The following is a 21,347-nucleotide window of genomic DNA, read 5'->3' as shown; positions in this document are numbered from 1 at the left end:
GCGCGATGGCGCCGGGGGCCTTCCTTTTTGCGTGCGACCGCTGTCGGGCGCACCACCCGGCCGCCTCTGGGAGAGGCATGGCCCCGAAAGAGCCGCGCGGTGTAGACGCGCCTCGATTTCGCCGGTTAGCCCGATCATTGCAGTCGCAGCGGGGCTAAGCCTGCCGATGGAGCGGGCGCTCCGGATAAATCGAGCCCCGGAGAGCGGAGGGGGAAAGGGGCGATATCAGCCGGCATAGAAAAAAGGCGCCCGGCGGAATGCCCGCCGGACGCCTTTTCGTTCGGTGGACCGGGACAGATTTTGCCCCGGCCGTGCCATGGTCGCGGATCAGAAGTCGGACCAGTCCTCGTTGCTGGCGCCATTGGCGTGCGCCCCATTGGCCTGTGCCATCGCCGAGATCGGCAGCGCCTTCACCGGCGAGACATAGGATTTGGACGCCGCAATCACACCGGGCTTGATGCTCGGCCTGGCCGTGGCCGTTGCGGCGGGCCGGCGGGCAGCCGGGCGCTTTTCATTGTCGACCTTGAACAGCGCCGCCTGTTCGGCCAGCGAGGTCACCTCGGTGGTCAGATTTCGCGCCGCAGCCGAGGTTTCCTCGACCATTGCGGCGTTCTGCTGGGTCGACTGATCCATCGTGCTGATCGCCACGCTGATCTGGCTGATCGCCGACGACTGTGCCTGGTTGTCAGCCGCCATGCTGCCGAGAAGCGTATGGACCTGGCTGACGTCGTTGGAGATGTCGGCGAGCGCGCCGTCGACCTTCTGGACCGCGCCGACGGCCATGACGATGTCTGCCTGAGTGGCGGTGAGCTGCTCGCGCGCGCGTTTGGCTTCTTCTTCCGAACGCATGGCAAGCGCGCTGACGAGGTCGGCCACGACCGCAAAGCCGCGGCCTGCATCGCCCGCACGGCCTGCCTCGACCGCCGCGTTCATCGCGAGAACGCGCGTCTGGAAGGCGATCTTGTCGAGGCCCTCGATGACCGAGTCGATGCCCGTCGCGCTTTCGCGGACGCGTTCCATCGCCTGCACCGCCTCGTCGGCGATCGATCGGCCGCCGCCGACCGTTGCAATCGCCTGATCGGCACGCTCGACGGTGCGGCCCGCCGCGACCGCGGTCGCCTTGAGGCGATCGTCGATCTGCACCAGCGCGGCCGAGGTTTCCTCGAGGCTGGCGGCATTGCCTTCGGTGCGGCGGGCGAGGTCTTCGGACGCCTGCGCGATTTCCTGCGAACCCGTGCGGATACCCGTCGCGCTTTCAGAAACCGCGCCGATCATCTCGCGCAGGCGCGCGATAGCCTCGTTGAAATTGGTCTTCAGACTGGCGACAGCGACGGGGAAATCAGCCTTCACGTCGGCGGTCAGATCGCCTTGCGCCAGCGACGCCAGGCTGTCGCCCAGCGTGCTGGTGACGAGCTGCTGCTCCTCGGCGAGCTTGCGATCGGCCTCCTGACGCGCGACCGCGGCAAGCCGGAAGAGTTCAACCGCCTGGGCGATCTCGCCCAACTCGTCCTCGCGATCGCGATGCGGAACGGTCGCCTCGCGACCTTCGGCCAGCGCGGCCGTGGCCGTGGTGAGTTCGCTCAGCGGACGCGAAACAACGCGATTGAGCGTGTGCCAGATGAAAATGAGGAACCCGATCGACAGCAGCGCCATGAACGCCATGAAGGTCAGCGCGCTGCTGGACAGCGCATCGGCCGCCTCACCGCTCTTGTGCGCGCGCTTGACCGCCAGTTCGATCACGCGGTTCGCCTGCTTCAGCGCCGCATGCGAAGCCTCCTTGCCGTCGCTCTTGAGCAACGCAAGCGTTTCGGCGTCGCGCTGCTGACGGCTCAGATCCAGAATGCGCTCATTGACTGCCTTGAGTGCTTCGACCTTCTCCCTGAGGTCCGAAACCTCACCGGCAAAGTCCTCGCCCGAGACCTTCGACAGAGTATCGAGCTCAGCAGCGATGTCGTCGTGGTTTTTCTCCACGCGCTTGTCGAGCGAGGCCGTCTCGGTGGCATTCACCGCAGTCATGTGGGAATACATGAGGATGCGGTATTCGCGCAGATAGCCGAGAACCTTGGCGACCGACTCGGTCGTGGGGAGGCCGCGCGTGATGTGGCGCGAGCCAGCGGCGCTGATCTGGTTGTTGGACATGATGGCCGCGGCGCCGAGCGCGGCGATCAGAACGGCGATCAATGAGAAGGCGATCAGCATCTTTCGAGGCAGTCGCCAATTCCGGAGAGCATTTTGCATCTCGAACTCCTTCAATCTGGATGATGGCTTGCCGGGTCAGACGCAGCGCCATTCCCCGGGGACTAATTTACGATGAGCGGCGCAGCTCAGGGGCTAGCCCCGGGGCTCGACGAATGATTGGGCAGATGTCCGGGCAATCCGAAACATGACGGAAAACAGCGTTATTTCAGCGGTGCTGGTCATGTCGGATATCCTGCCTGGTCCCCCCAAGGCCCCGTGCGTGCGCGCGCAGCCTCGTGTAATTATAGGATGAGCGGGGCGATCCGGGGCGGGTCGAGTCATTCGCATGAGCCGCGACGCCAGTTATGGTAAGAAATCGGTGAAGATCGTTCGCACGCCTAATGGCCTCCTATAAGAAGGGCTCACCTTCTGGAGATCCTTGTCCATGCCGACTGAGACGGGCCTGCGTGACGCCCGGCCCCATGCACGCCGTAAAATCATCACCCGCCGGGCCCTGAACACCATGCTTGCTCCCGCGGCACTGCTGGCATCCGCACAGATCGCGCACGCCGAAAGCAATCCGCTGCATGAAGCGGTAGGGGCGCCCGACGCGCTGGTGCTCAAGGCCAGCCTGCGTTCGCGCATCGAGGGGATCGACGGCCAGTTCCGGCCCAATGTGGCCGAGGACGATTTCATGTGGTCGCTCAAGACGACGCTGTTCGCCGAATATGATACCGGCCCGGTACGCTTGGGCGGCGAGCTCTGGGATGCGCGCACCTATGGGCAGAAGCCCAACTCGTCGGCGGGCACGACCGAAGTGAATGCGATGGAGCTGGTTCAGGCCTATGTCGGGCTCGATCTGGGCGATCTCGGCGGCGATTCCAGTGCCATTGCCAAGGTGGGGCGTTTCACGCTGGATATGGGCTCGCGCCGCCTCGTCGCGCGCCAGTCTTTCCGCAATACGACCAATGCCTATACCGGCGCCTATTTCGACTGGACCGGACGCGCCGGGGATCGGCTGGTGCTGCTCTGGTCAATGCCGCAGATCCGCCTGCCCGACGATGCCGACGGCATCCGCCACGACCGCGTCGAATGGGATCAGGAAACGACCGACCTCCAGCTGTTTGGCGGCAGCTTCACCAAGGCCGGCATACTGGGGAAGGGGACGCTCGAGATCTACAATTACAACCTCATCGAACGTGACTCTGCTTCGCGGCAGACACGCAACCGGCGGCTGTTCACCCCCGGCATGCGCCTCTATCGCAAGCCCGCCAACGGCAAGGTCGATTTCGACATCGAGGCCGCCTATCAGTTCGGCGAGACGCGCGGCAGCACCGCGGCGATCGATGTCACCGATCTCGACGTGTCGGCACACCTGCTCCACGCCGAAGTCGGTAAGACCTTCGGCGGCGCGCTCAAGCCGCGGGTTGCTGTCCTTTACGACCTGGCGAGCGGTGACGGCCGCACGGCGCGGACCTATAATCGCTTCGATACGCTGTTCGGCGCACGCCGTTTCGACTTCGGTCCGACGGGCCTCTACGGCGCGGTGGGCCGATCCAACGTCTCGTCGCCCGGTGTCAGGTTCGAGGTGAAGCCTGGCAAACGCACCGATGCGATGGTCACCTATCGCGCGTTGTGGCTCGAGAATGCCACCGACAGTTTCGCGTCCACGGGAGTGCGCGACAAGACCGGCGCGTCGGGCCGCTTTGCCGGGCATCAGATAGAGGCGCGCATGCGCTACTGGGTGATCCCCAATGTTCTGCGGCTCGACACCGGCGCAGCCTATCTGGCCAAGGGACATTTCCTGAAGGATGCGCCCAATGCGCCGGCGACCGGCGACACGCGCTACGCCTATATGGACCTCACCTTCGAGATCTGATCGTCATTGCCCATGCAGCCGATCGACCGCGCGACGCGCCCGGTCGATCGGCTGCACCTCGCGCCGCCCCAGCCACCCATTGGGCCCGCGCGATTTCCTATGTTTGTTCGTCCCGGAGTGTCCCCCCAATGTCCAGCGCTGATGAAAAGATCGTGGTGCTCGCGATCGCGGATCGGGCGCTGCGCAGCATGTGGTCCGCACGCCTTGGGCTTGCGGGCGAGATCATGGTGATCGCGGACGATTTCGACGATCCCGCATTGGACACGGAATTGCGGGAGAGGGCGGTGCTGGTGACCGACGCGGCTTCGCTTGATGTCGCGCTTTCCGATCATGTCGCCGCCATAAGAGAGCGGGGCTGGCGCAACGGAATTGTCCTGCTGGGGGCCGCGCCCAAGGCCGATATCGCTGACCCCGATGCCGCATTGATGCTGCCCGGATGTGAAACCCGGCAACTGATAGGATGGCTCAGGACATCGCGGGAAAAACAGCTTGTGGAGGACAGCGCACCCGCGGTCTAGACCTTGATCGTTTCAGGCTGAATCAGCCTGAAACGTGAATCAGGCTCTAGGTCCCCGGGAACCAGCCACCCGCGAAGGCGATCCCCAGCGCCTCCGAGAGACTGCGCACTTCGAGCTTGTCCATCACTTTTGCACGATAGATCTCGACCGTCCGCGGACTGATATCGAGATCGAAGGCGATCGCCTTGTTCGAACGGCCATCGATGAGCCCGCGCAGCACATCGCGTTCGCGCGCGGAGAGCAATGCCAGCTTCGCGGCGGCGGCCGCGACGCGCGCGGCCTCCTGGCACGAATGCGCCTGGCGCAAAAATGCCAGATCGATCGCCTGGATGAGCGCAAGATGATCGCAGGGCTTCTCGATGAAATCCATCGCGCCTGCCTTCATGGCGAGCACCGCCAGCGAGACGTCGCCCTGGCCGGTCAGCACGATCGCCACGAATTTGGATCGATGCTGTTCGATCGCCCTCAGCACCTCGATGCCTGAGGTTCCCGGCATATGGAGATCCAGCAAGACGCAGCCGGCTGGAAGCGTGTCCGTCGCTGCAAGAAACGCGTCCCCCGAACGAAAGCCGCGAATGACCATGTCGGGAACGACCGCCATCAGGCTTTGAAGCGATGAACGGACGATATCGTCATCATCGACGATGTAGAGGTTTCTTGTCGTCATCCTGCCATGAGTTCCGCTTGGGTGACGGCCGGAAGCGTGAAGCATATCATCGCGCCGCCGCCTGGCTTGTTCTGGGCGGCAAAGCTGCCCCCGTGAGACTCAATGATCCTGCGGCAGATCGACAGCCCCACACCCATGCCATAGGCCTTGGTTGAAACAAACGGTTCAAAGCGCCGCTCCAGAATGTCGGGGGCGATGCCGGGACCGTTGTCGCTCACGGTCACGGTGACCATGCCTTCAGGGGTCCCGTGCGAGATCAACTCGATCACCGCCGGGCCATCGCTTCCTTCGCGCAGAGCTTCGAGCGCGTTGCGAACGACGTTCACCAGCACCTGCTGCACCTGCACGCGATCCGCAAGGATCAACGGATGCGCGGGGTCGAGATTGTAGCGGATCGCCACGTTCTGCTTCTGTGCACTGGCAAACACCAGATGCAGAGCGTCCGAGACGATCTCTTCGAGCGGTTCCACACCGATCTCCACTTCGCCCTTGGCGACGAAGTTGCGGACACCGCGGATGATATTGCCCGCGCGCAAAACCTGCCCCGAGGCCAATTGGACGAGATCGCGGACATGCTCGCGCCTGGCGCTGTCTTCAGCCAGAAGCATTTCTGCGGCACCGAGGAAATTGGTGGTGGCGGCCAGCGGCTGGTTCAACTCGTGCGCAAGTCCCGCAGCCATCTCGCCCATCGCGCTCAGCCGCGAGACATGAAGCAGCTGGTCACGCAATTCGGCCAGACGCGCATGCGCCGCGATTTGCTCGCTCATGTTTCGGACAAAGCCGATGAAGATACGCTCTCGTCCGTTGTGCGTCTCGCCGACCGCAAGTTCGACCGGAATTTCGGTGCCGTCGCGGTGCAGCGCGCTTATCGCGCGCGTGGGGCCGACGAGATAGGGCTCGCCGGTCCTCAGATATCGCGTCAGTTTATCATGGTGCTGCTGGCGATGCCGCTCCGGCATCAGCAAGTCGATATTTCTGCCGATCAGCTCTTCCGCGCGATAGCCGAACAGCGCCTCGGCGGTTGCGCTGAAGGACCGGATGCTTCCCAGTTCGTCGATCGTGACCATCGCATCGGGCACGGTTTCGAGGATCGAGCGCAATTCGGCCTCGCGCGCCTGTAGCGCGGCCGCGCGTTCCTCGCGCTCGGTGGCATCGAACATGATCCCGATCATGCGCGTGAGCTCGCGGTCGGCAGAATAGATGCAGCGCGCCCAGCCCTCGATGGTGCGGGGACGCGGGACGCCCGGCCTGGAGCGCAGCCGAAAGCTGAAGCGCGGCAGGCACAGGGCGGCTACCTCGCGTTCGTCGGGAATGATCGAACTCTCGAAATCCTCCCGTACCTGTTCCCGCCAGCGCTGAAAGCCCGGCTGCCGCGGCGCTGCACCCAGCAGCCGTTCGGCGTCACCGGACAGGCGCAGATGATCCTCGGCGACATCCCATTCGAAAATGCCGATCTCAAGCGCTTCAACGGCAAGCCCCAGGCGCGCGTCGCTCGCACGCAACGCCTCTTCGGCCCGTTGTCGGGCCGTAATATCCGTCATGGACAGCACCACCACCGGGGCGCTGTCATGGCGCGCCTTCAGCAAACGCGCCTGTTCCAGCACCTGCAGCGTCGAGCCGTCACGCGCATATTCGGTGATCTCCTCTTCCCATGTCTGTCCGGCGTCGAGGTGCCTCATCATGATCGCCCAGCGATCTGCCGCACGCGTCAGCGCATATTTGGCCTGCCCCACCGCCTCCGCCGCACTCCACCCGTAAAGCCGCTGGCATCCTTCCGACCAATGGACGATCCGGCCATCGATATCGGCAAGGATGATGGGGGCCGAATCGAGCGCTCGCGTGACTTCCCAGCGCGCCGCATGTTCACCAGCAATCCGTGACCATGCCCATATCAATATGGCCGCGGAGACCGCGATCTGTGCGGCTGCGTGAAGGATCTCCGCCGTTTGCAGCGGCAGCGCGGTGTACCGCGTTGCCCAAAGCTGGACCAGCGCGAAAGCGACCGGCGAAAGCACGCACAGCGCAAAGATGGTGCGAAGCGTGCGGCCTTCGAGACCGTGGACGGAGAGCAGCCCCGGCCAGCAAAAATAGCGGCGCCAACTGATCAGCGCCAGCGCCAGCGCCGCCACCGTGATCGTGGTCGGGCCCGACATGATCGCGCGGCGCTCCCAGTTCATCGGCACGTCCAGCCCAAGCGGTATAGACGCGCCGGCGATGACGGCGGTGCCGAGCGCTAGGCTGGCGACGAGCACCACCAACTGACCATGGTGGCGCCGATGGCCCAGCGATATCAGCGTGGCGATCGCGAGCATCAGCACGGCAATGGACGGCATTGTCCCCGACGGCCTGATGGTCAGGCCTGGCTGTCCCACCAGATTGCCGGTGCCGACCCATGATTCCAGTCCGAGCGAGATGCCCCCGATATTCTGCACCAGCGCCGCCACCGCGATCGCGCATGGTGGGCACAATATGGCAACGGTAAGAAGCGGCCGACCGCGCATCGCCGTCAGCACTGCGAAGGCCAGCGACGCAAGCGCCGCTGCCGTGAACGGCTGCATCGGGTAATCGGGATTGCCCAGTCCGGCGATCGAGGGATTGCCCAACAGCCATCCGGCCATCGCGATCGCGCAGCAGGCGATCGCCAGCATGGCGAACACGGCCGGCATGCGTCCCGCCAGGGGCGCGGCCGCTCTTCTCGCGATGTGCCGGAATGGACTGAAACCCTGCATGCAGGTCTGCTGTTGGCCTCAAGATCGTGTCGGGCGCGGTCGCTAGCGGAATGTCAAATATTGTAAAAGGGCCCAATTGCCGCCGAATTTGACGTCAGGCCGCCAACCGAAGGCAACATGCTGGCATTAATGAAGAAATTTTTATCAGTATTGGTAGCGAATTCAGGGTTACCCGATTGCACGATCAGTTCGTCATATTCTCTTTCGCGAGTCCATCGATGACGGCGCGGTTGACCGCGATCAGGTCTTCAATGGAATCGCGTCCGGTGATTACGTCGCTGGTGTAACGGTCGACCCAGAGGGCCAGCGAAATGATCCCCGCGCGCAGCTCGTCGGGCAGGGCGTTCCCCGGAGCACTGCACAAGGTGGAAAAGGTGCTCCAGACCTCGCGATTGCGATGCAGCGCGGGCATCAGTGCGGCACCCGTCAGGCCGGCATCGCGCGCGTCGATCATCTCGCCGGTGACCTGACTCATCAGGCGATACTCCGTGCCGCGCGGGGTCTCCGCGATCGACTGCGCGCGACGATAGGCGTTGAGCGACATGATATCTCCCTGCGATGACCTGAACTATTCTAGGATGGTTGCGACGCCGAATGGTGATTGCGCGTTGCATTTTTCCGCCATCGGCCGCCGCTGCAAGCCGCAACGGCCTGGATTGCTCGGCGTGTCGGTTGTGCCGATCGAAAAAGCGCGGGGGCCGCGCCACCCTCTCGAACTTCATCCTATAATCATGGGACCGGCTTCGGCCATCCACCACCAGCGGAACCCCTCATGCTCAACGGTATCGGCCTCGTCATCATTCTGGTCTGCGTCTTCGGCAGCTTTCTGATGTCGGGCGGCAACCTGATGGTCATCCTGCACGCATTGCCGCACGAGATGATGGCAATCGCGGGCGCGGCGCTGGGCGCCTTCATCCTCGGCAATTCCTTGCCGACCGCCAAAAAGGCGTGGGCAGGCGTGGTCCGCGTGTTCAGGGGGTCGCGCTGGACCGAAGCGGACTATCGCGATCTGCTTGCGATGATGTTCACGTTGCTCGCCACCTTCCGCAAGGGCGGGGCGACCGCGATCGAAAGCCATCTCGACGCGCCCGAGAGCAGCGCGATCTTTGGTCGCTATCCCCGGCTGCTCGCGGACAAGGGGCTGATCGAGTTCATCTGCGACTATCTGCGGATGATGACGGTGAATTTCGAGGATCCGCATCAGCTCGCCGAGGCGATGGAGAACGACATCGAGCGGCACCATGCCGAGGAATTGCAGCCCCAGCACTCGCTTCAGATCATGGCCGACGGCCTGCCCGCGCTCGGCATCGTCGCCGCCGTGCTCGGCGTCATCAAGACGATGAGCTCGATCGATCAGCCGACCGAGATCCTTGGCGCGATGATCGGCGGCGCGCTCGTCGGCACCTTTCTCGGCGTGCTGCTCGCCTATTGTCTCGTCGGCCCGATCGCGTCCAAGCTGCATCAGATCATCGACGCCGATTTCAAGCCCTACAGCATCGTCAGGACCGCCATTCTGGGCCACGCCCAGAACCTGCCGACGCAGGTGGCGATCGAACTCGCGCGCCGCATGACTCCGTCTGCCTATGCGCCTTCCTTCTCGCAGCTCGAGGTCGCGCTCGACCAAGCCAAGGATGAACTCCATGCAACACCCGTCTGATATGCCCGGCGAGGATCGCGCGCTGCGGCTCCCGGTTCACGGCTCCACGACCACGGCAGAGGATCTGCGCGTCCGCCTCGTGCTCGCCGGGGATTTCGACAGCGAGATGGTCGTCGACGCGAGCGAAGTTGAAAGCGTCGGCCAGGCCGTGCTCCAGCTGCTCGTCGCTGCAAAGGCTGAGGCCGATGGCGTCGGCCAGGCCTTCACCATCGCGAATCCGAGCCGCGCCTTCATCGATCGCGTCACCGCCTGCCGGCTGGGCGACGCCATCGGCCTGACCAGGGAAGAGGAAAACGACCAGTGAGCAAATTGATCCTGACCGTCGATGACTCGGCCAGCATGCGGATGCTGCTCAAGACATCGCTGACCGCGCAGGGCTTTCGCATCGAGAGCGCCAATGACGGCGAACACGGGCTAGAACGGATGCACGAAGTGCAGCCCGACCTGCTGATCACAGACATCAACATGCCGAAGATGGACGGCTTCGAACTGATCGAGGCGGTCCGTGCGGTCCACGAATTCCGCGGGACACCGATCCTCGTGCTCTCGACCGAATTCTCGGACGACAAGAAGGCGCGCGCACGTGAAGCCGGCGCCACCGGCTGGATCACCAAGCCGTTCGACGCGACCAAGCTGGGGGCGGCGATCCGCCGCGTGTGCCCATGAGCAGCGGCAACGACGAGCTCGACGAAATCCAGGCGATCTTCTTCGAGGAATGCACCGAGGGGCTTGTGGTCGCCGAACAGGGATTGTCCGCGATGGCCGCGGGCGACGTTTCGGCCGACGTGATCGCGGGCGTCTTCCGCGCGGTCCACTCGATCAAGGGCGGATCGGGCGCATTCGGTCATGCCGCGCTGCTCGCATTCTCGCACCGCTTCGAGAATCTGCTCGACGAGGTGCGTGGCGGGCACATCGCCGCGAGCGCCGAAGTCACGCAGGTGATGCTCAACGCGTTCGATATCCTGTCGGACCATGTCGCCGCGGCGCAGGGCAGCGCGCCCGTGCCGGTCGACGCGGCGATGCTTGAACAGCTGGATGCCATCCTCGAACACAAGGGCGTCCCCGGTGCAGCGGCACCCGCCGCGCCCGTGGTGTCCGAGGCCGCTGCGCCCGCTGGCGATGCCGATGATTTCGGCTTTGTGCCCGTCGCCGCGATGGTCGACGATCTGGACCCCTTCGGTTTCGAGCCCGTCGCAATCGACCTCGACGATCTGGCGCCTTCGGAGCCGCAGCCCTGGACGGTACGCTTCGGGCCCTCGCGGGCGGCGCTCGCCAATGGCGCCGAGCCCATGCTCCTGATCCGCGAGCTCGAAAGCCTCGGCGGTTCGATTACCGCGGTCGATGCGACCGCGTTGCCCGGCTTGCGCGATCTCGATCCCGAGGAAAGCTATCTTGTCTGGACGCTCAGCCTGCCTGGCACGGTGGCCGAAGACGATATCCGCGAGTGCTTCGATTTCGTCGCGCCCGATTCCGTGATCGAAATCAGCCAGGGCGTGCCGACCGAGCCGGCGACCCTTGTTGCGGAGCCGGCCGCCGCGGTCGCGGAGATAGCGGTGCCGATGCCGACGGTCGGCGCCGACGTGCCGGCAACGCCTGTTGCCGCCTCGGCACCTGCCGCAGAGGTGCGCACCGCCGAACCCGCGGCGCAGACCATCCGCGTCGACCTGTCCAAGCTTGACCAACTGCTCAACCTTGTCGGCGAGCTGGTTATCCGCGGCTCGATCCTGTCGGACCGACTTTCGCCCGCCGAACAGGAGCGTGTCGAACTGCCCGAGCTGTCGCGCCTTACGCGCCAGATCCAGGACAATGTGATGTCGTTGCGTGCGCAGCCCATCAAACAGGCCTTTTCACGCGTGCCGCGCATGTTGCGCGACCTGATGGCCGAGACAGGGAAGAAGGTGGCGCTCGAGACCAGCGGCGAGATGACCGAGGTCGACAAGGGCGTCATCGAGAAGATCGGCGATCCCTTGACGCACATGATCCGGAACGCGGTCGACCACGGTATCGAAAGCCCCGAGGACCGGATCGCTGCGGGCAAGTCGCCCGAGGGCACGATCCGCCTGTCCGCCGAGCAGAAGGGTGCACGCATCGTCGTGCGAGTCAGCGACGACGGGCGCGGCATCAACCGCGAGCGCGTCCGCGCCAAGGCGATCGAGAAGGGAATCATCAGCGCCGACGCACAGCTTTCGGACGAAGAGATCGACAGCCTGATCTGCGCGCCGGGGTTCTCGACCGCCGAGACGATCTCCAACATCTCGGGCCGCGGCGTCGGCATGGATGTGGTGCGCAGCAACGTTGAGGCGCTGGGCGGCCGTGTCGAGATCCACTCGACGCCGGGCGAGGGGACCACCTTCGTCATGGCGCTGCCGCTGACGCTCGCGATCCTCGACGGCATGATCGTCCGGCTGGGCGACCAGCGCTATGTGCTGCCGCTCGCCAACGTTATCGAGACGGTCCGCCCCGAGCCCGGGCAGGTCAAGCCGACCTCGCCTACCGCCGAGGTGATCGAGCTGCGCGGCTCCTATCTTCCGATCAGGCGCGTCGACGAGACGTTCGGCTTCGCCGCCAATGATCGCCGCAGCCCCGAAGAGTCGGTCGTTATCATCGTCGAAAGCGAAGCAGCGGGCCATGTCGGCCTGATGGTCGACACGATCGACAACCGCCGCGAGGTCGTAATCAAGAGCCTTGAGGACAACCTTCATCCGATCCGCGGACTCGGTGGCGCCACCATCCTGGGTGATGGCTCGATCGCGCTGATCCTCGACATCGACGCGCTCGTCGCAGCGCCCGCAAACCACAGCAAATTCGCTCTGAAAGGAATGGCAGCATGAGCACGCATGAAGAGAATAACGACGAGCGCAAGATCGTCACCTTCACGCTCGGCGAGCAGATGTTCGGCATCGACATGCGCTCGTTGATCGAAATCCGCGAATGGGAAGAGCCCACGCCGCTCCCCAGCGTCCCCGCCTTCATCAAGGGCGTCACCAACCTGCGCGGTTCGGTCGTTCCCGTGGTCGGCCTGTCTGAACGCCTTGGATGGAAGCCCAGCGTGCTCCATTCGCGCTCGTGCATCCTCGTCGTCAGCATCGCGGGCCGCCAGGCGGGCTTTCTCGTCGACGAGGTTGCGGACATCGTCGTCATCGACGGCGGCGACATCCAGCCCGCGCCCGAGGTCGGAGTCAATGACGAGAGCGTCATCGCGGGCCTCGTAAAGATCGAGCGCCGTACCACCGACGCCGAAAGCGCCGAAACGATGGTGTTGCTGCTCGATCTCGACGCGCTCAGCCTGACCCGGCACCTGACGGACCTCGCCGCGTGAAGCACAGCGTCATCCCTGTTGGCAGCGACGCGCCGGATACGTCCGCGCTCGCGGCGACCGCGGAGCTCGGCCTTGCCGAATTTCGCGCGATCGCGGCGATCATGCAGGAAGAAGCGCGAATCCATCTTGTCGAGAGCAAGATGACGCTGGTGCATTCGCGCCTTTCGCGGCGGCTGCGCGAACACCGGCTGACGCGCTTCGCCGATTATGTCACGCTTGTGCAGGGGGATCCGGTCGAGCGCGAGGCGATGGTCGTGGCTCTGACCACGAACCACACGCATTTCTTCCGCGAAAGCCATCATTTCGATCACCTGCGCCAGACCGCGCTCCCCTTGATGCAGGGGCGCGTCCGGCTTGGCCGACCGGTGCGCATCTGGTCGGCGGGTTGCTCGAGCGGCGAGGAAGTCTATTCGATCGCAATGTGCCTGGCGGGCGACGCGCAGGCGAGTGCCAACTGGCTTCGCAACGGCGACGTCAAGCTGCTCGCCACCGACATCGCGCCGCATGTCGTCGAGGCCGTCACACGCGGTCATTATTCGGCGGCGACCGTCGAACCGATCCCGCCGAGCTATCGCAGCCGGTGGTTGCGGAGCGAGGCGGATGGCTTCGTCGTCGCCGAGGAACTGCGCAGCCTCGTGACCGCGCGCGTGCTCAACCTGTTCGATGCATGGCCGATGCGTCAGAAATACGACGTCATCTTCTGCCGCAACGTCATGATCTATTTCGACGACGCCGCGAAAGCTGAGCTCGAGGCGCGCTTCGTCGAGATGCTCGCGCCTGGAGGCTTTCTCTATATCGGTCATTCCGAACGCCTGATCGGTCCGGCGGCGGCGGTGATGGAGCCGGTCGGGCAGACGATCTACGTCAAGCCGGGGGCGGCGCAATGAGCGACGTCACGCGCGTCCTGATCGTCGATGACAGCGCGTCGATGCGCGCAGTGCTCAACCGCATCCTGTCGAACGACCCCGAAATCGAGGTCGTCGGCATGGCGCCCGAGCCGCATGCCGCGCGCGAGATGATCAAGGAGCTCAATCCCGACGTCGTCACGCTCGACGTCGAGATGCCGGGGATGGACGGTCTCTCCTTCCTCGAAAAGATCATGCGGCTTCGGCCGATGCCCGTCATCATGTGCTCGACGCTGACCGCACGCGGCGCGGAGGTGACGATCGAGGCGCTGCGCCTTGGCGCGGTCGACTGCATCGCCAAGCCGACGGGCAATCCGCTGGAGATCGCGCGCGACGGTGAGCTACTGCGCAAGATGGTGAAAGCCGCCAAGCGCTCCTCGGTACGGCGCGGTCCCTCGCAGCTGGCGCCCGTCGCCTCTGCGCAGCCGGGCACCGAGCGCGATGTGATCATAGCCGTCGGCGCGTCCACCGGCGGGGTGGAGGCTCTGTTCTCGGTGATTGGTGCGCTGCCCGCAGATTGCCCCCCGGTGCTTGTCGTCCAGCATATGCCCGCGGCCTTTACGCGTGGCTTTGCGACGCGGCTTGACCGCGAGGCTCGCGTCCGTGTGGTCGAAGCGGTCGCCGGCATGCCGATCGAGCGTGGAACCGTCTATATTGCTCCTGGCGGGGACAATCACATGGAACTGGCGGGCGGGACGAGCGGCCATATCCGCTTGCGCCCGACCGAGCCGGTCGGGGGGCATCGCCCCTCGGTCGATGTGCTGTTCCATTCGGTCGCGCCGCTCGGTGCGCAGGCCGTAGGCGTGATCCTGACCGGAATGGGCAGCGACGGCGCGGCGGGGCTCAGGGCCATGCGTCTCGCGGGGGCGAAGACGTTCGGCCAGAATCGGGCAAGCTGTGTCGTTTACGGAATGCCGCGCGTCGCCTTCGAACTGGGGGCGGTCGAGCGGGAATTGAGTTTATCGGCGATGCCCGAGGCGATCCTCGCGGCATGTCGCAAGTAGTTATTGGGAGCGGGTCATGCCGGCAGCGTCTGCAATTAAGGTAATGGTGGTCGACGATCAGACGAGTATGCGTGCGATGATCCGGCGCACGCTTCAGGATCTGGGGTTCAAGGATATCCGCGACAAGGCGGGGCCGGTGGAGGCATTGACCGCGATCAAGGCCGATCGCGTCCATCTGATCATCTCGGATTACAACATGCCCGACATGGACGGGCTCCAGTTCCTGGAGGCGGTGCGCGGCGATCCCGTGATCGGCAAGACCGTGTTCATCATGCTCACCGGTTCGGCCGACAAGGAGATCGTGCAGAAGGCCGCGGCGCTGGGCGTCAACAATTATGTGGTCAAACCCTTCGCGCCCGCCGCGCTGAAGGAAAAGATCGAGCGCGTCTTCGGCGAGCTCACCTGATCCCATGCGCCGCGTCCCGATCGTCCAGGGCGAACACCATGTGGTGGCCGAGCCCGGTGTCGTGATCTCGACGCTGCTGGGATCCTGCGTGGCCGTGTGCCTGCAGGATCCGGTGGCGCGGGTGGGCGGCATGAACCATTTCCTCCTCGGCGAGCCGGGGGCGGACAGTATGGTCGGTGCGGACGGGATGCAGCGCTATGGCGTCCATGCGATGGAATTGCTGATCAACGCGATGATGCAGCATGGCGCGGTGCGCACGCGGCTACGCGCGCACCTCTATGGCGGGGCCAATATCATTGCCGGCCTCGGCTCGATCGGCAGCAGCAATGCCGCCTTTGCGCGGCAGTTCATGCAGACAGAGGGCATCGAGATCGGGCGCTGCGAACTCGGCGGCACCAGCGCGCGCAAGGTGGAATTCATGCCGTATGAGGGCCGCGTGCGCGCCACCGTGGTAGCCGATGCACCCCCGCCGGTTTTCAAGCCTGAACCCGCCGCCCAGCCCGCCGGCGATGTCGAACTATTCTGAGCAACCCACGGATACGAGATCGGTCGAAACGATGATGATGACGCAAATTGACCAGACGAGCACCTCGTTTTGCGCCGCGGTCGCCGAGGAGATTCGTCGCGTCCGGATGCTTATCGAGCAGCTGGCGGAGACGCTGGTCGCCGATGAGCGTTTTGCCACCGACTATCTCGACCAGCTTCAGGCATTCGACCTGGTGATCCAGCATGCCGATGAGAGCGCCGACCTGCTCGATCGTGTCGCGCAGGGGCAGACCATTTCCGACGCGATCGATCGCGTGCGGCTGACGGTCATCCAGGAGCGGCTGCGCGCCGCGATCGGCTGAGGCGCGCATGGCACAGGACGATTCCGCCCCGATCATCATCCGCAAGGTCCGCAAGCACAAGCACGCAGCGCATCATGGCGGCGCCTGGAAGGTGGCCTATGCCGACTTCGTGACCGCAATGATGGCATTCTTCATGCTGCTCTGGCTGCTCGCCAATCCGAACAAGGCGCAGCTCAAGGGGCTGGCGGAATATTTCTCGCCGTCGACACAGAAGGATTCGACAGCGGCGACGCTCACCACCACGCCTGGCAGCCAGCCCGGGCTCGGCGGGCGCAACCGTCGGGTTCAATCGGACAGCAGCGAGTCGATCGGCCAGCCCGCCGCGGAAGCAGGCACCAACGGTTCGGCGCGCGGTGGATCCGCGGAAATTCCGGAAGCGGCACTGCGTGTCCTCGCGGACGAGATGATGATCTCGATCGATCCCCCGACCGAGACGCCCGATGCAAAGCGCAATGTCCGCGTCGAGCCGACCCGCGATGGCGTGCGCGTCCATCTGGTGGACAGCGCCAACCGCTCGATGTTCCGCGGCGCCACCGCCGAGCTCAACGATTATGCGCGCCAGATGCTGGCGCGAATCGCGCGCAAGCTGATCAAGACGGGCGCGCAGATCGCGATCGAAGGCCACACCGATTCCGCAGGCGGGCAGGGCGAGGCCAACTGGCGGCTGTCGAGCGAACGCGCGCTCGCGGCACGATCGGCGATGGTCGCCGCAGGGCTGACCGCCGATCGCTTTTCCGAGGTCGTCGCCAAGGCAGGATCCGAACCGATCTATCCCGATCGCCCCGATCGCCCGGAGAACCGGCGGATCACCATTGTCATTCTCGCGGAACCGTCGGCGCTGCCGCGCGACGTGAGCTTTGCATTCTGATGTCGGGAGGCGTTTTGTGAAGGGGTTTCTGGTTTCGGCGCTTGTACTGGCGCTCGGCGTCGGCGTCGGCGGCGGCGCGGCCTATGGCACGAGCATCATGCTCGGTGCCAAACCGCAATTGAGCGAGGCCACCGAGTTCGTTCCAACGGGGACGGTGCTCGCGCCGCTCGTCTTCGCCGACGGCCGCCTGTCGGGCTATGTTTCGTTCGAGGCACAGCTCGAGGTGCCCTCCGGCATGCGCGACGATGTCGAGGCGCGCCTGCCCATCCTGCTCAATGCCATCAATATGCGGACCTATCGCACGCCCATGGCGAGCGGCCGCGACGGGCTGATTCCCGGGCTGGCTGCATTCCGCAAGGTTGTCATCGAAGCCGCCGTCGAAACCTACGGCAAGGATGTGGTCCGGCGCGCAGTGATCACCCAGGCATCACCCGTTTGAGTTCGTTCGAGGAGACATCCATGGCCTTGCTGTCATTCGAGAACCCCGGGAGCGCTGTCGACGCGACGCCGGTGAGCGACGCGCCGGCGCTCTCGTCGCGCGCGCCGCGGACGATGACATTGCTGCTCGTCGGCCGGATCATCGGCGATCGGCGCGATGCACTGTGCCGGATCCGCAATCTTTCGGAAGGCGGGCTGAAGGCAGAGGTGCGTGCGCGCTTCATGATCGGCGAGCGCGTCCGTATCGAGTTCCGCAACAGTGACGCGGTAACGGGCGTGGTGCGCTGGACCGATCGCAAGTCGATCGGAGTTCAGTTCGATGCCCCTGTCGACGTCGAGAAACTGCTCGCCGAATCCTCGACCGTCAGGCGCCGGGGCAGCGCGCAGGCACCGCGCGCGCCGCGACTGCCGACCAGTTGCTGGGCCGACATCCGTTGCGAAGGGCAGGCGCAGCGCGTGTCGCTGGTCGATCTATCGCAGGGTGGGGCGAAGCTGCGCACCAAGGCGCCGCTTGAGCTGGACGCCATGCTGACGCTGTCGGTACCCGGAATGGAGCCGATGAGGGGGGTCGTGCGCTGGGCGCGCGGCGAGAATGCGGGGATTGCCTTTCTCGAGCCTATCGCGTTCGCCACGCTGGCCGAATGGCTCGACGAGCCCGCGACACGCTACGCCGCGGTGGCGCAGGCCGAGTGACGCGGCGCGATCCGACGGGATCGCGCCGCGATCAAGGTCTAGCCCGGCCCGCCGAAGCTCTTGACCAGTGAGCCGGCAATCAACGCCCAGCCGTCAACCAAAACAAAGAAGATGATCTTCATCGGCAGGGATATCGTCGCGGGCGGCAGCATCATCATGCCCATCGCCATCAGCACCGCCGCCACCGCAAGGTCGATCACCAGGAAGGGCAGCAGCAACAGGAAGCCGATCTCGAACGCGCGGCGCAGCTCCGAGATCATGAAGGCGGGCATGAGCGTCGTCATCGGCAGCTCCGCGCGCGTCCTCGGCTTCTTGCCTGACAGTTCCACGAAGAGCGTCACGTCCTCGTCGCGGACATGCTTGAGCATGAAGGCGTGAAAGGGCTTGGACGTCCGTTCGAACGCCTGCGCCTCGCTGATGCGGCCTTCGTTATAGGGCGTTACCCCCTGCTTCCAGGCCTGGTCGAAGGTCGGTGCCATGACGAAGAAGGAGAGGAAGAGCGCCAGGCTGATGATCACCGGATTGGGCGGGACACCGGGTGCGCCGATGCCGGTGCGCAGCAGCGACAGCGCGACGACGATCCGCGTGAACGACGTCACCGTCATCAATATGCCGGGCGCGAGGCTGAGCACGGTCAGCATCAGCACGAGCTGGATAGCGCGGCCCGAGATCGAGCCTTCGCCCAGATTGGCCGACACGCTTTGCGCCAGCGCGATTTCGGGGAGCGCGAGCAGCAGCACTGCGCCCGCGAGAATAAGAGCCTTACGCATGGTTTTTTGCCTTGGTGCTCGCCCTGGGCGTGATCGCGGCTTCGAGCATCAGCAGCCCTTCGGGTGCGATCATCACCAGATGTTCCTTGTTGTCGCGGCGGATCAGCGCGACCGAGCGGCGCGCGTCGATCGGCAGCCGCTCGACGATCTCGAGGCGGCGTTCGCCTCCGGTCGCGCCCATCAGCCCGGCGATCATCCCGCCGGGCAGCTTTATGTCATAGCGGCGCACCGCCCAGAGCGCGCCCGCGAGCAGCCCGAGCACGACGCCCAGCGCACCCAGCGTGCGCAACAGCGAGAGGAAGTCCATGTCAGCTGCGCTGCACGACTTCGGTGATCTCGAGCGACATGTGCTCGCCATCGACGAGCACCTTGCCCTTCGCGACCAGTTCGTCGTTCACATAGACCAGCGTTGGGTCATTATGCCCGCAATCCAGCGGGATCATCGCGCCGCGGCCCATTTTGAGCACCTGTCGAATAGGGATGTCAGCCGATCCGAGCACGATCGACAGATCAATGGGAATACCCTCGAGCACAGACATGCGTGTCTCCTTTCAAGGGCGTTATAGGAATAATTTTATGGGAGCCGCGGCCACTCGGCAAAAATTGCCTATAAGGGAGATGTCGGCAGCTTGGTTGCTGGAGGAAGCATGGATTTGAAGTCTTCGATCGGCGTTTCGGCATCGGGCCTGCGTGCGCAGTCGCTCCGCATGCGCGTGATTGCCGAGAACCTCGCCAACCAGGATTCGGTCGCACGCACCGCCGGAGGTGATCCGTATCGGCGGCGTGTCGCGACCTTCAAGGCGGAGGTCGACCGCAATTCCGGGGCGACCAACGTCACCGTCAAATCGATCGAGGGTGACAAGACCGCGTTCCCGCAGGTGTATCAGCCCGGCAACCCCGCAGCCAACGCACAGGGCTATGTGCAGCGTCCCAATGTCAACGGCCTGATCGAGACCGCCGACATGAAGGCCGCGCAACGCTCCTACGAAGCTAATCTCAACGCGATCGAGGCCGCGCGCGGCCTGACGATGCGGACCATCGACCTGCTCAAATAAGAGGAAACACAATGTCCATTGGAGCCCTTGACGCCGCGTCCGCCTATGGGCGCGCGATGACCTCGATCGTCCCGAAGACGGGCGACTCCGCCGCCGCGGTGCCGGTTTCAACGCCGGGTTCGGGCGGGTTCGGCGCGATGATCGAGAATATGGTCACCGAAGCCGCCGGTTCGCTGCGCCAGGCCGAAACCGTGAGTGCGCAGCAGGTGGCGGGGAAGGGTGATCTGATCGACGTCGTCACCGCGATCGGCGCCGCCGAGACCGCGCTCGACACGGTGGTCGCGGTGCGTGACCGCGTGGTCAACGCTTATTCCGAAATCATGCGGATGCAGATCTGAGCCCGCTGCCCGCGCCTGACGAAACGCTGCAGGCCAGAAAAAGGCAACCCATATGGACTCCTTCCAGGCAATGGAGCTGGCCAAGGCCGGCTTGCTGCTCACGCTGACGATCGTCGGGCCGATGCTGATCGCCTCGCTGATCGTGGGTGTCGCGATCGGGCTGTTCCAGGCGCTGACGCAGATCCAGGAAATGACGCTCACCTTCGTCCCCAAGATCGTCGTGATGGGCATCGTGCTGCTGCTGTCGCTTCCCATGATCGGTTCGGCGCTCTCCGCGTTCATGGCGCGGATCGCGGACATCATCGTCGCCGGCTGAGCCATGACCGATCTGCCCTTCGACGCGACGGCCTTCCTGATCCTGTTCGCGCGGGTGGGGGCGGTACTGATGCTGCTTCCGGCGTTTTCGGAGGACGCGATCCCGCCGCGCGTGCGGCTGATGCTCGCGCTCGGCTTCACCGCCGGCCTGTTCGGTCTGCTCGAGGGGAGGCTCGCGCCGGTGATCCGGTCGGACACCGCGCTGCCGGGCATCATCATCGCCGAAACGCTCGTCGGTATCGCGATGGGGATGATCATCCGCATCCTGTTCAACGCAGCGGCGATGGCGGGCGCGATCGTCTCCATGCAGGTCGGCCTGTCTTCGGCGCTGGTCTCCGATCCGTCGATGGGTGGGCAGTCCACGCTGCTGTCGCGTCTCCTCACCCTCGCGGCGGCGGTGACCTGCATGGCGATGGGTGTCCATCATCTCTGGATCGCGTCGATCGTCCAGAGCTACGCCGTTTTTCCCGTCGGCGGTCTGCCCCCCGCCGAGGATTTCGCGCGGCTGGCGGTCGAGACGACGGGCAGTGCGATGGCGCTCGCGCTCAGCCTCGCCGCACCACTGCTTGTCTATGGCATCGTCTTCAACGTCGGTCTCGGGCTTGCAGCGCGCATGGCGCCCGCGATCCAGGTGTTCTTCATCTCGCAGCCGCTCAACATCCTGCTCGGGCTCGCGCTCTTCGCGGTGACGATCGGCACCGCGCTGACCGCCTTCGCGCAGGCCATGGCTGCCTATCTGCAAGGTGGATGGAGTCTTTAG

Annotated in this window: 26 protein-coding genes; 19 read left to right on the top strand and 7 right to left on the bottom strand. The window is 64.8% G+C overall.

Going from position 1 to position 21,347, the window contains the following annotated elements:
- Window positions 1-327: 327 nt before the first annotated feature.
- Window positions 328-2,238, bottom strand: a complete 1,911-nt coding sequence (locus AC3WJD_RS03860) for a methyl-accepting chemotaxis protein (RefSeq protein WP_492744688.1) — start codon at window positions 2,236-2,238, stop codon at window positions 328-330.
- Window positions 2,239-2,623: 385 nt separating this feature from the next.
- Between AC3WJD_RS03860 and AC3WJD_RS03855 the strand changes: the two genes are divergently transcribed.
- Both AC3WJD_RS03855 and AC3WJD_RS03850 read left to right on the top strand, forming a co-directional pair.
- A complete protein-coding gene (locus AC3WJD_RS03855) occupies window positions 2,624-4,057 on the top strand; it encodes an alginate export family protein (RefSeq protein ID WP_492744686.1) in 1,434 nt (477 codons plus the stop codon).
- A 128-nt stretch (window positions 4,058-4,185) separates the two neighbouring features.
- Window positions 4,186-4,575 carry a hypothetical protein gene (locus AC3WJD_RS03850; protein WP_492744684.1) on the top strand — a complete coding sequence of 130 codons (390 nt, stop codon included), beginning with the start codon at window positions 4,186-4,188 and terminating at the stop codon, window positions 4,573-4,575.
- Window positions 4,576-4,621: 46 nt separating this feature from the next.
- On the opposite strand, the gene AC3WJD_RS03845 is transcribed toward AC3WJD_RS03850, so the two are convergent.
- The 3 genes from AC3WJD_RS03845 to flaF form a co-directional block, all read right to left on the bottom strand.
- A complete protein-coding gene (locus AC3WJD_RS03845) occupies window positions 4,622-5,242 on the bottom strand; it encodes a response regulator transcription factor (protein ID WP_492744682.1) in 621 nt (206 codons plus the stop codon).
- Window positions 5,239-7,908, bottom strand: a complete 2,670-nt coding sequence (locus tag AC3WJD_RS03840) for a PAS domain-containing sensor histidine kinase (RefSeq protein ID WP_492744680.1) — start codon at window positions 7,906-7,908, stop codon at window positions 5,239-5,241. The genes AC3WJD_RS03845 and AC3WJD_RS03840 overlap by 4 nt, the downstream gene beginning before the upstream one ends.
- Window positions 7,909-8,155: 247 nt before the next feature.
- Window positions 8,156-8,515 carry a flagellar biosynthesis regulator FlaF gene (gene flaF, locus AC3WJD_RS03835; protein ID WP_492744678.1) on the bottom strand — a complete coding sequence of 120 codons (360 nt, stop codon included), beginning with the start codon at window positions 8,513-8,515 and terminating at the stop codon, window positions 8,156-8,158.
- Between the two features lie 228 nt (window positions 8,516-8,743).
- Here flaF and motA point away from each other — a divergent pair, with 228 nt between their 5' ends.
- The 13 genes from motA to AC3WJD_RS03770 are packed head-to-tail and all read left to right on the top strand — an operon-like array spanning window position 8,744 to window position 18,109.
- The gene (motA, locus tag AC3WJD_RS03830; protein WP_492744676.1) at window positions 8,744-9,628 is read left to right on the top strand and encodes a flagellar motor stator protein MotA; all 885 of its coding nucleotides are present in this window, start codon (window positions 8,744-8,746) and stop codon (window positions 9,626-9,628) included.
- Window positions 9,612-9,932, top strand: a complete 321-nt coding sequence (locus tag AC3WJD_RS03825; protein WP_492744674.1) for an STAS domain-containing protein — start codon at window positions 9,612-9,614, stop codon at window positions 9,930-9,932. The genes motA and AC3WJD_RS03825 overlap by 17 nt, the downstream gene beginning before the upstream one ends.
- Window positions 9,929-10,294, top strand: coding sequence for a response regulator (locus AC3WJD_RS03820; RefSeq protein WP_492744672.1), 366 nt, complete (start codon window positions 9,929-9,931; stop codon window positions 10,292-10,294). The genes AC3WJD_RS03825 and AC3WJD_RS03820 overlap by 4 nt, the downstream gene beginning before the upstream one ends.
- The gene (locus tag AC3WJD_RS03815) at window positions 10,291-12,459 is read left to right on the top strand and encodes a chemotaxis protein CheA (RefSeq protein ID WP_492744670.1); all 2,169 of its coding nucleotides are present in this window, start codon (window positions 10,291-10,293) and stop codon (window positions 12,457-12,459) included. Before AC3WJD_RS03820 ends, AC3WJD_RS03815 begins: the two co-directional genes overlap by 4 nt.
- On the top strand, window positions 12,456-12,947 hold the full coding sequence (locus AC3WJD_RS03810) for a chemotaxis protein CheW (RefSeq protein WP_492744668.1): 492 nt from the start codon (window positions 12,456-12,458) through the stop codon (window positions 12,945-12,947). Before AC3WJD_RS03815 ends, AC3WJD_RS03810 begins: the two co-directional genes overlap by 4 nt.
- A complete protein-coding gene (locus AC3WJD_RS03805) occupies window positions 12,944-13,834 on the top strand; it encodes a CheR family methyltransferase (protein ID WP_492744667.1) in 891 nt (296 codons plus the stop codon). The genes AC3WJD_RS03810 and AC3WJD_RS03805 overlap by 4 nt, the downstream gene beginning before the upstream one ends.
- Window positions 13,831-14,856, top strand: a complete 1,026-nt coding sequence (locus AC3WJD_RS03800) for a protein-glutamate methylesterase/protein-glutamine glutaminase (protein ID WP_492744665.1) — start codon at window positions 13,831-13,833, stop codon at window positions 14,854-14,856. The genes AC3WJD_RS03805 and AC3WJD_RS03800 overlap by 4 nt, the downstream gene beginning before the upstream one ends.
- Window positions 14,857-14,872: 16 nt before the next feature.
- Window positions 14,873-15,262, top strand: a complete 390-nt coding sequence (locus AC3WJD_RS03795) for a response regulator (protein ID WP_492744664.1) — start codon at window positions 14,873-14,875, stop codon at window positions 15,260-15,262.
- 4 nt (window positions 15,263-15,266) lie between these two features.
- Complete coding sequence (locus AC3WJD_RS03790) at window positions 15,267-15,788, top strand: chemotaxis protein CheD (RefSeq protein ID WP_492744663.1); 522 nt, start codon at window positions 15,267-15,269, stop codon at window positions 15,786-15,788.
- Window positions 15,789-15,822: 34 nt separating this feature from the next.
- A complete protein-coding gene (locus tag AC3WJD_RS03785) occupies window positions 15,823-16,110 on the top strand; it encodes a hypothetical protein (RefSeq protein ID WP_492744662.1) in 288 nt (95 codons plus the stop codon).
- A gap of 7 nt (window positions 16,111-16,117) precedes the next feature.
- The gene (locus tag AC3WJD_RS03780; protein ID WP_492744661.1) at window positions 16,118-16,978 is read left to right on the top strand and encodes a flagellar motor protein MotB; all 861 of its coding nucleotides are present in this window, start codon (window positions 16,118-16,120) and stop codon (window positions 16,976-16,978) included.
- Window positions 16,979-16,994: 16 nt separating this feature from the next.
- On the top strand, window positions 16,995-17,417 hold the full coding sequence (locus AC3WJD_RS03775; RefSeq protein ID WP_492744659.1) for a hypothetical protein: 423 nt from the start codon (window positions 16,995-16,997) through the stop codon (window positions 17,415-17,417).
- A 20-nt stretch (window positions 17,418-17,437) separates the two neighbouring features.
- Window positions 17,438-18,109, top strand: a complete 672-nt coding sequence (locus tag AC3WJD_RS03770) for a PilZ domain-containing protein (protein WP_492744657.1) — start codon at window positions 17,438-17,440, stop codon at window positions 18,107-18,109.
- 38 nt (window positions 18,110-18,147) lie between these two features.
- On the opposite strand, the gene fliP is transcribed toward AC3WJD_RS03770, so the two are convergent.
- The 3 genes from fliP to AC3WJD_RS03755 are packed head-to-tail and all read right to left on the bottom strand — an operon-like array spanning window position 18,148 to window position 19,418.
- Window positions 18,148-18,879: a flagellar type III secretion system pore protein FliP gene (fliP, locus tag AC3WJD_RS03765; RefSeq protein ID WP_492744655.1), complete on the bottom strand. Its 732-nt coding sequence runs from the start codon at window positions 18,877-18,879 to the stop codon at window positions 18,148-18,150.
- Window positions 18,872-19,186: a FliO/MopB family protein gene (locus tag AC3WJD_RS03760; protein ID WP_492744654.1), complete on the bottom strand. Its 315-nt coding sequence runs from the start codon at window positions 19,184-19,186 to the stop codon at window positions 18,872-18,874. The genes fliP and AC3WJD_RS03760 overlap by 8 nt, the downstream gene beginning before the upstream one ends.
- 1 nt (window position 19,187) lies before the next feature.
- Window positions 19,188-19,418 (bottom strand): FliM/FliN family flagellar motor switch protein, encoded by a 231-nt coding sequence (locus AC3WJD_RS03755; protein ID WP_492744652.1) that lies wholly within the window; start codon window positions 19,416-19,418, stop codon window positions 19,188-19,190.
- Between the two features lie 108 nt (window positions 19,419-19,526).
- Between AC3WJD_RS03755 and flgC the strand changes: the two genes are divergently transcribed.
- From flgC to fliR, 4 genes are read left to right on the top strand one after another with little or no spacing between them, the layout of a single operon-like run.
- Window positions 19,527-19,934, top strand: coding sequence for a flagellar basal body rod protein FlgC (gene flgC / locus AC3WJD_RS03750; protein ID WP_492744650.1), 408 nt, complete (start codon window positions 19,527-19,529; stop codon window positions 19,932-19,934).
- 11 nt (window positions 19,935-19,945) lie between these two features.
- Window positions 19,946-20,272, top strand: coding sequence for a flagellar hook-basal body complex protein FliE (gene fliE / locus AC3WJD_RS03745; protein ID WP_492744649.1), 327 nt, complete (start codon window positions 19,946-19,948; stop codon window positions 20,270-20,272).
- 52 nt (window positions 20,273-20,324) lie between these two features.
- Window positions 20,325-20,588 carry a flagellar biosynthetic protein FliQ gene (locus AC3WJD_RS03740; RefSeq protein ID WP_492744647.1) on the top strand — a complete coding sequence of 88 codons (264 nt, stop codon included), beginning with the start codon at window positions 20,325-20,327 and terminating at the stop codon, window positions 20,586-20,588.
- Window positions 20,589-20,591: 3 nt separating this feature from the next.
- Entirely contained in the window at window positions 20,592-21,347 is a 756-nt protein-coding gene (fliR, locus tag AC3WJD_RS03735; RefSeq protein WP_492744645.1) for a flagellar biosynthetic protein FliR, read from the top strand.

This window comes from Sphingobium sp. FW306-1B-F04DB, from assembly GCF_058781925.1.
This window is presented reverse-complemented; position numbering and strand designations above follow the sequence as displayed.

Bases quoted from the DNA above. Each gene is read 5' to 3' on its own strand.
- AC3WJD_RS03850 (WP_492744684.1), top strand. From the start codon at position 4,186: ATGTCCAGCGCTGATGAAAAGATCGTGGTGCTCGCGATCGCGGATCGG.
- AC3WJD_RS03845 (WP_492744682.1), bottom strand. From the start codon at position 5,242: ATGACGACAAGAAACCTCTACATCGTCGATGATGACGATATCGTCCGT.
- fliE (WP_492744649.1), top strand. From the start codon at position 19,946: ATGTCCATTGGAGCCCTTGACGCCGCGTCCGCCTATGGGCGCGCGATG.
- AC3WJD_RS03755 (WP_492744652.1), bottom strand. From the start codon at position 19,418: ATGTCTGTGCTCGAGGGTATTCCCATTGATCTGTCGATCGTGCTCGGA.
- AC3WJD_RS03860 (WP_492744688.1), bottom strand. From the start codon at position 2,238: ATGCAAAATGCTCTCCGGAATTGGCGACTGCCTCGAAAGATGCTGATC.
- flaF (WP_492744678.1), bottom strand. From the start codon at position 8,515: ATGTCGCTCAACGCCTATCGTCGCGCGCAGTCGATCGCGGAGACCCCG.
- AC3WJD_RS03815 (WP_492744670.1), top strand. From the start codon at position 10,291: ATGAGCAGCGGCAACGACGAGCTCGACGAAATCCAGGCGATCTTCTTC.
- AC3WJD_RS03840 (WP_492744680.1), bottom strand. From the start codon at position 7,908: ATGCCGGCCGTGTTCGCCATGCTGGCGATCGCCTGCTGCGCGATCGCG.
- AC3WJD_RS03795 (WP_492744664.1), top strand. From the start codon at position 14,873: ATGCCGGCAGCGTCTGCAATTAAGGTAATGGTGGTCGACGATCAGACG.
- AC3WJD_RS03740 (WP_492744647.1), top strand. From the start codon at position 20,325: ATGGACTCCTTCCAGGCAATGGAGCTGGCCAAGGCCGGCTTGCTGCTC.
- motA (WP_492744676.1), top strand. From the start codon at position 8,744: ATGCTCAACGGTATCGGCCTCGTCATCATTCTGGTCTGCGTCTTCGGC.
- flgC (WP_492744650.1), top strand. From the start codon at position 19,527: ATGGATTTGAAGTCTTCGATCGGCGTTTCGGCATCGGGCCTGCGTGCG.
- AC3WJD_RS03770 (WP_492744657.1), top strand. From the start codon at position 17,438: ATGGCCTTGCTGTCATTCGAGAACCCCGGGAGCGCTGTCGACGCGACG.
- AC3WJD_RS03790 (WP_492744663.1), top strand. From the start codon at position 15,267: ATGCGCCGCGTCCCGATCGTCCAGGGCGAACACCATGTGGTGGCCGAG.
- fliR (WP_492744645.1), top strand. From the start codon at position 20,592: ATGACCGATCTGCCCTTCGACGCGACGGCCTTCCTGATCCTGTTCGCG.
- AC3WJD_RS03800 (WP_492744665.1), top strand. From the start codon at position 13,831: ATGAGCGACGTCACGCGCGTCCTGATCGTCGATGACAGCGCGTCGATG.
- AC3WJD_RS03825 (WP_492744674.1), top strand. From the start codon at position 9,612: ATGCAACACCCGTCTGATATGCCCGGCGAGGATCGCGCGCTGCGGCTC.
- fliP (WP_492744655.1), bottom strand. From the start codon at position 18,879: ATGCGTAAGGCTCTTATTCTCGCGGGCGCAGTGCTGCTGCTCGCGCTC.
- AC3WJD_RS03780 (WP_492744661.1), top strand. From the start codon at position 16,118: ATGGCACAGGACGATTCCGCCCCGATCATCATCCGCAAGGTCCGCAAG.
- AC3WJD_RS03785 (WP_492744662.1), top strand. From the start codon at position 15,823: ATGATGACGCAAATTGACCAGACGAGCACCTCGTTTTGCGCCGCGGTC.
- AC3WJD_RS03810 (WP_492744668.1), top strand. From the start codon at position 12,456: ATGAGCACGCATGAAGAGAATAACGACGAGCGCAAGATCGTCACCTTC.
- AC3WJD_RS03760 (WP_492744654.1), bottom strand. From the start codon at position 19,186: ATGGACTTCCTCTCGCTGTTGCGCACGCTGGGTGCGCTGGGCGTCGTG.
- AC3WJD_RS03855 (WP_492744686.1), top strand. From the start codon at position 2,624: ATGCCGACTGAGACGGGCCTGCGTGACGCCCGGCCCCATGCACGCCGT.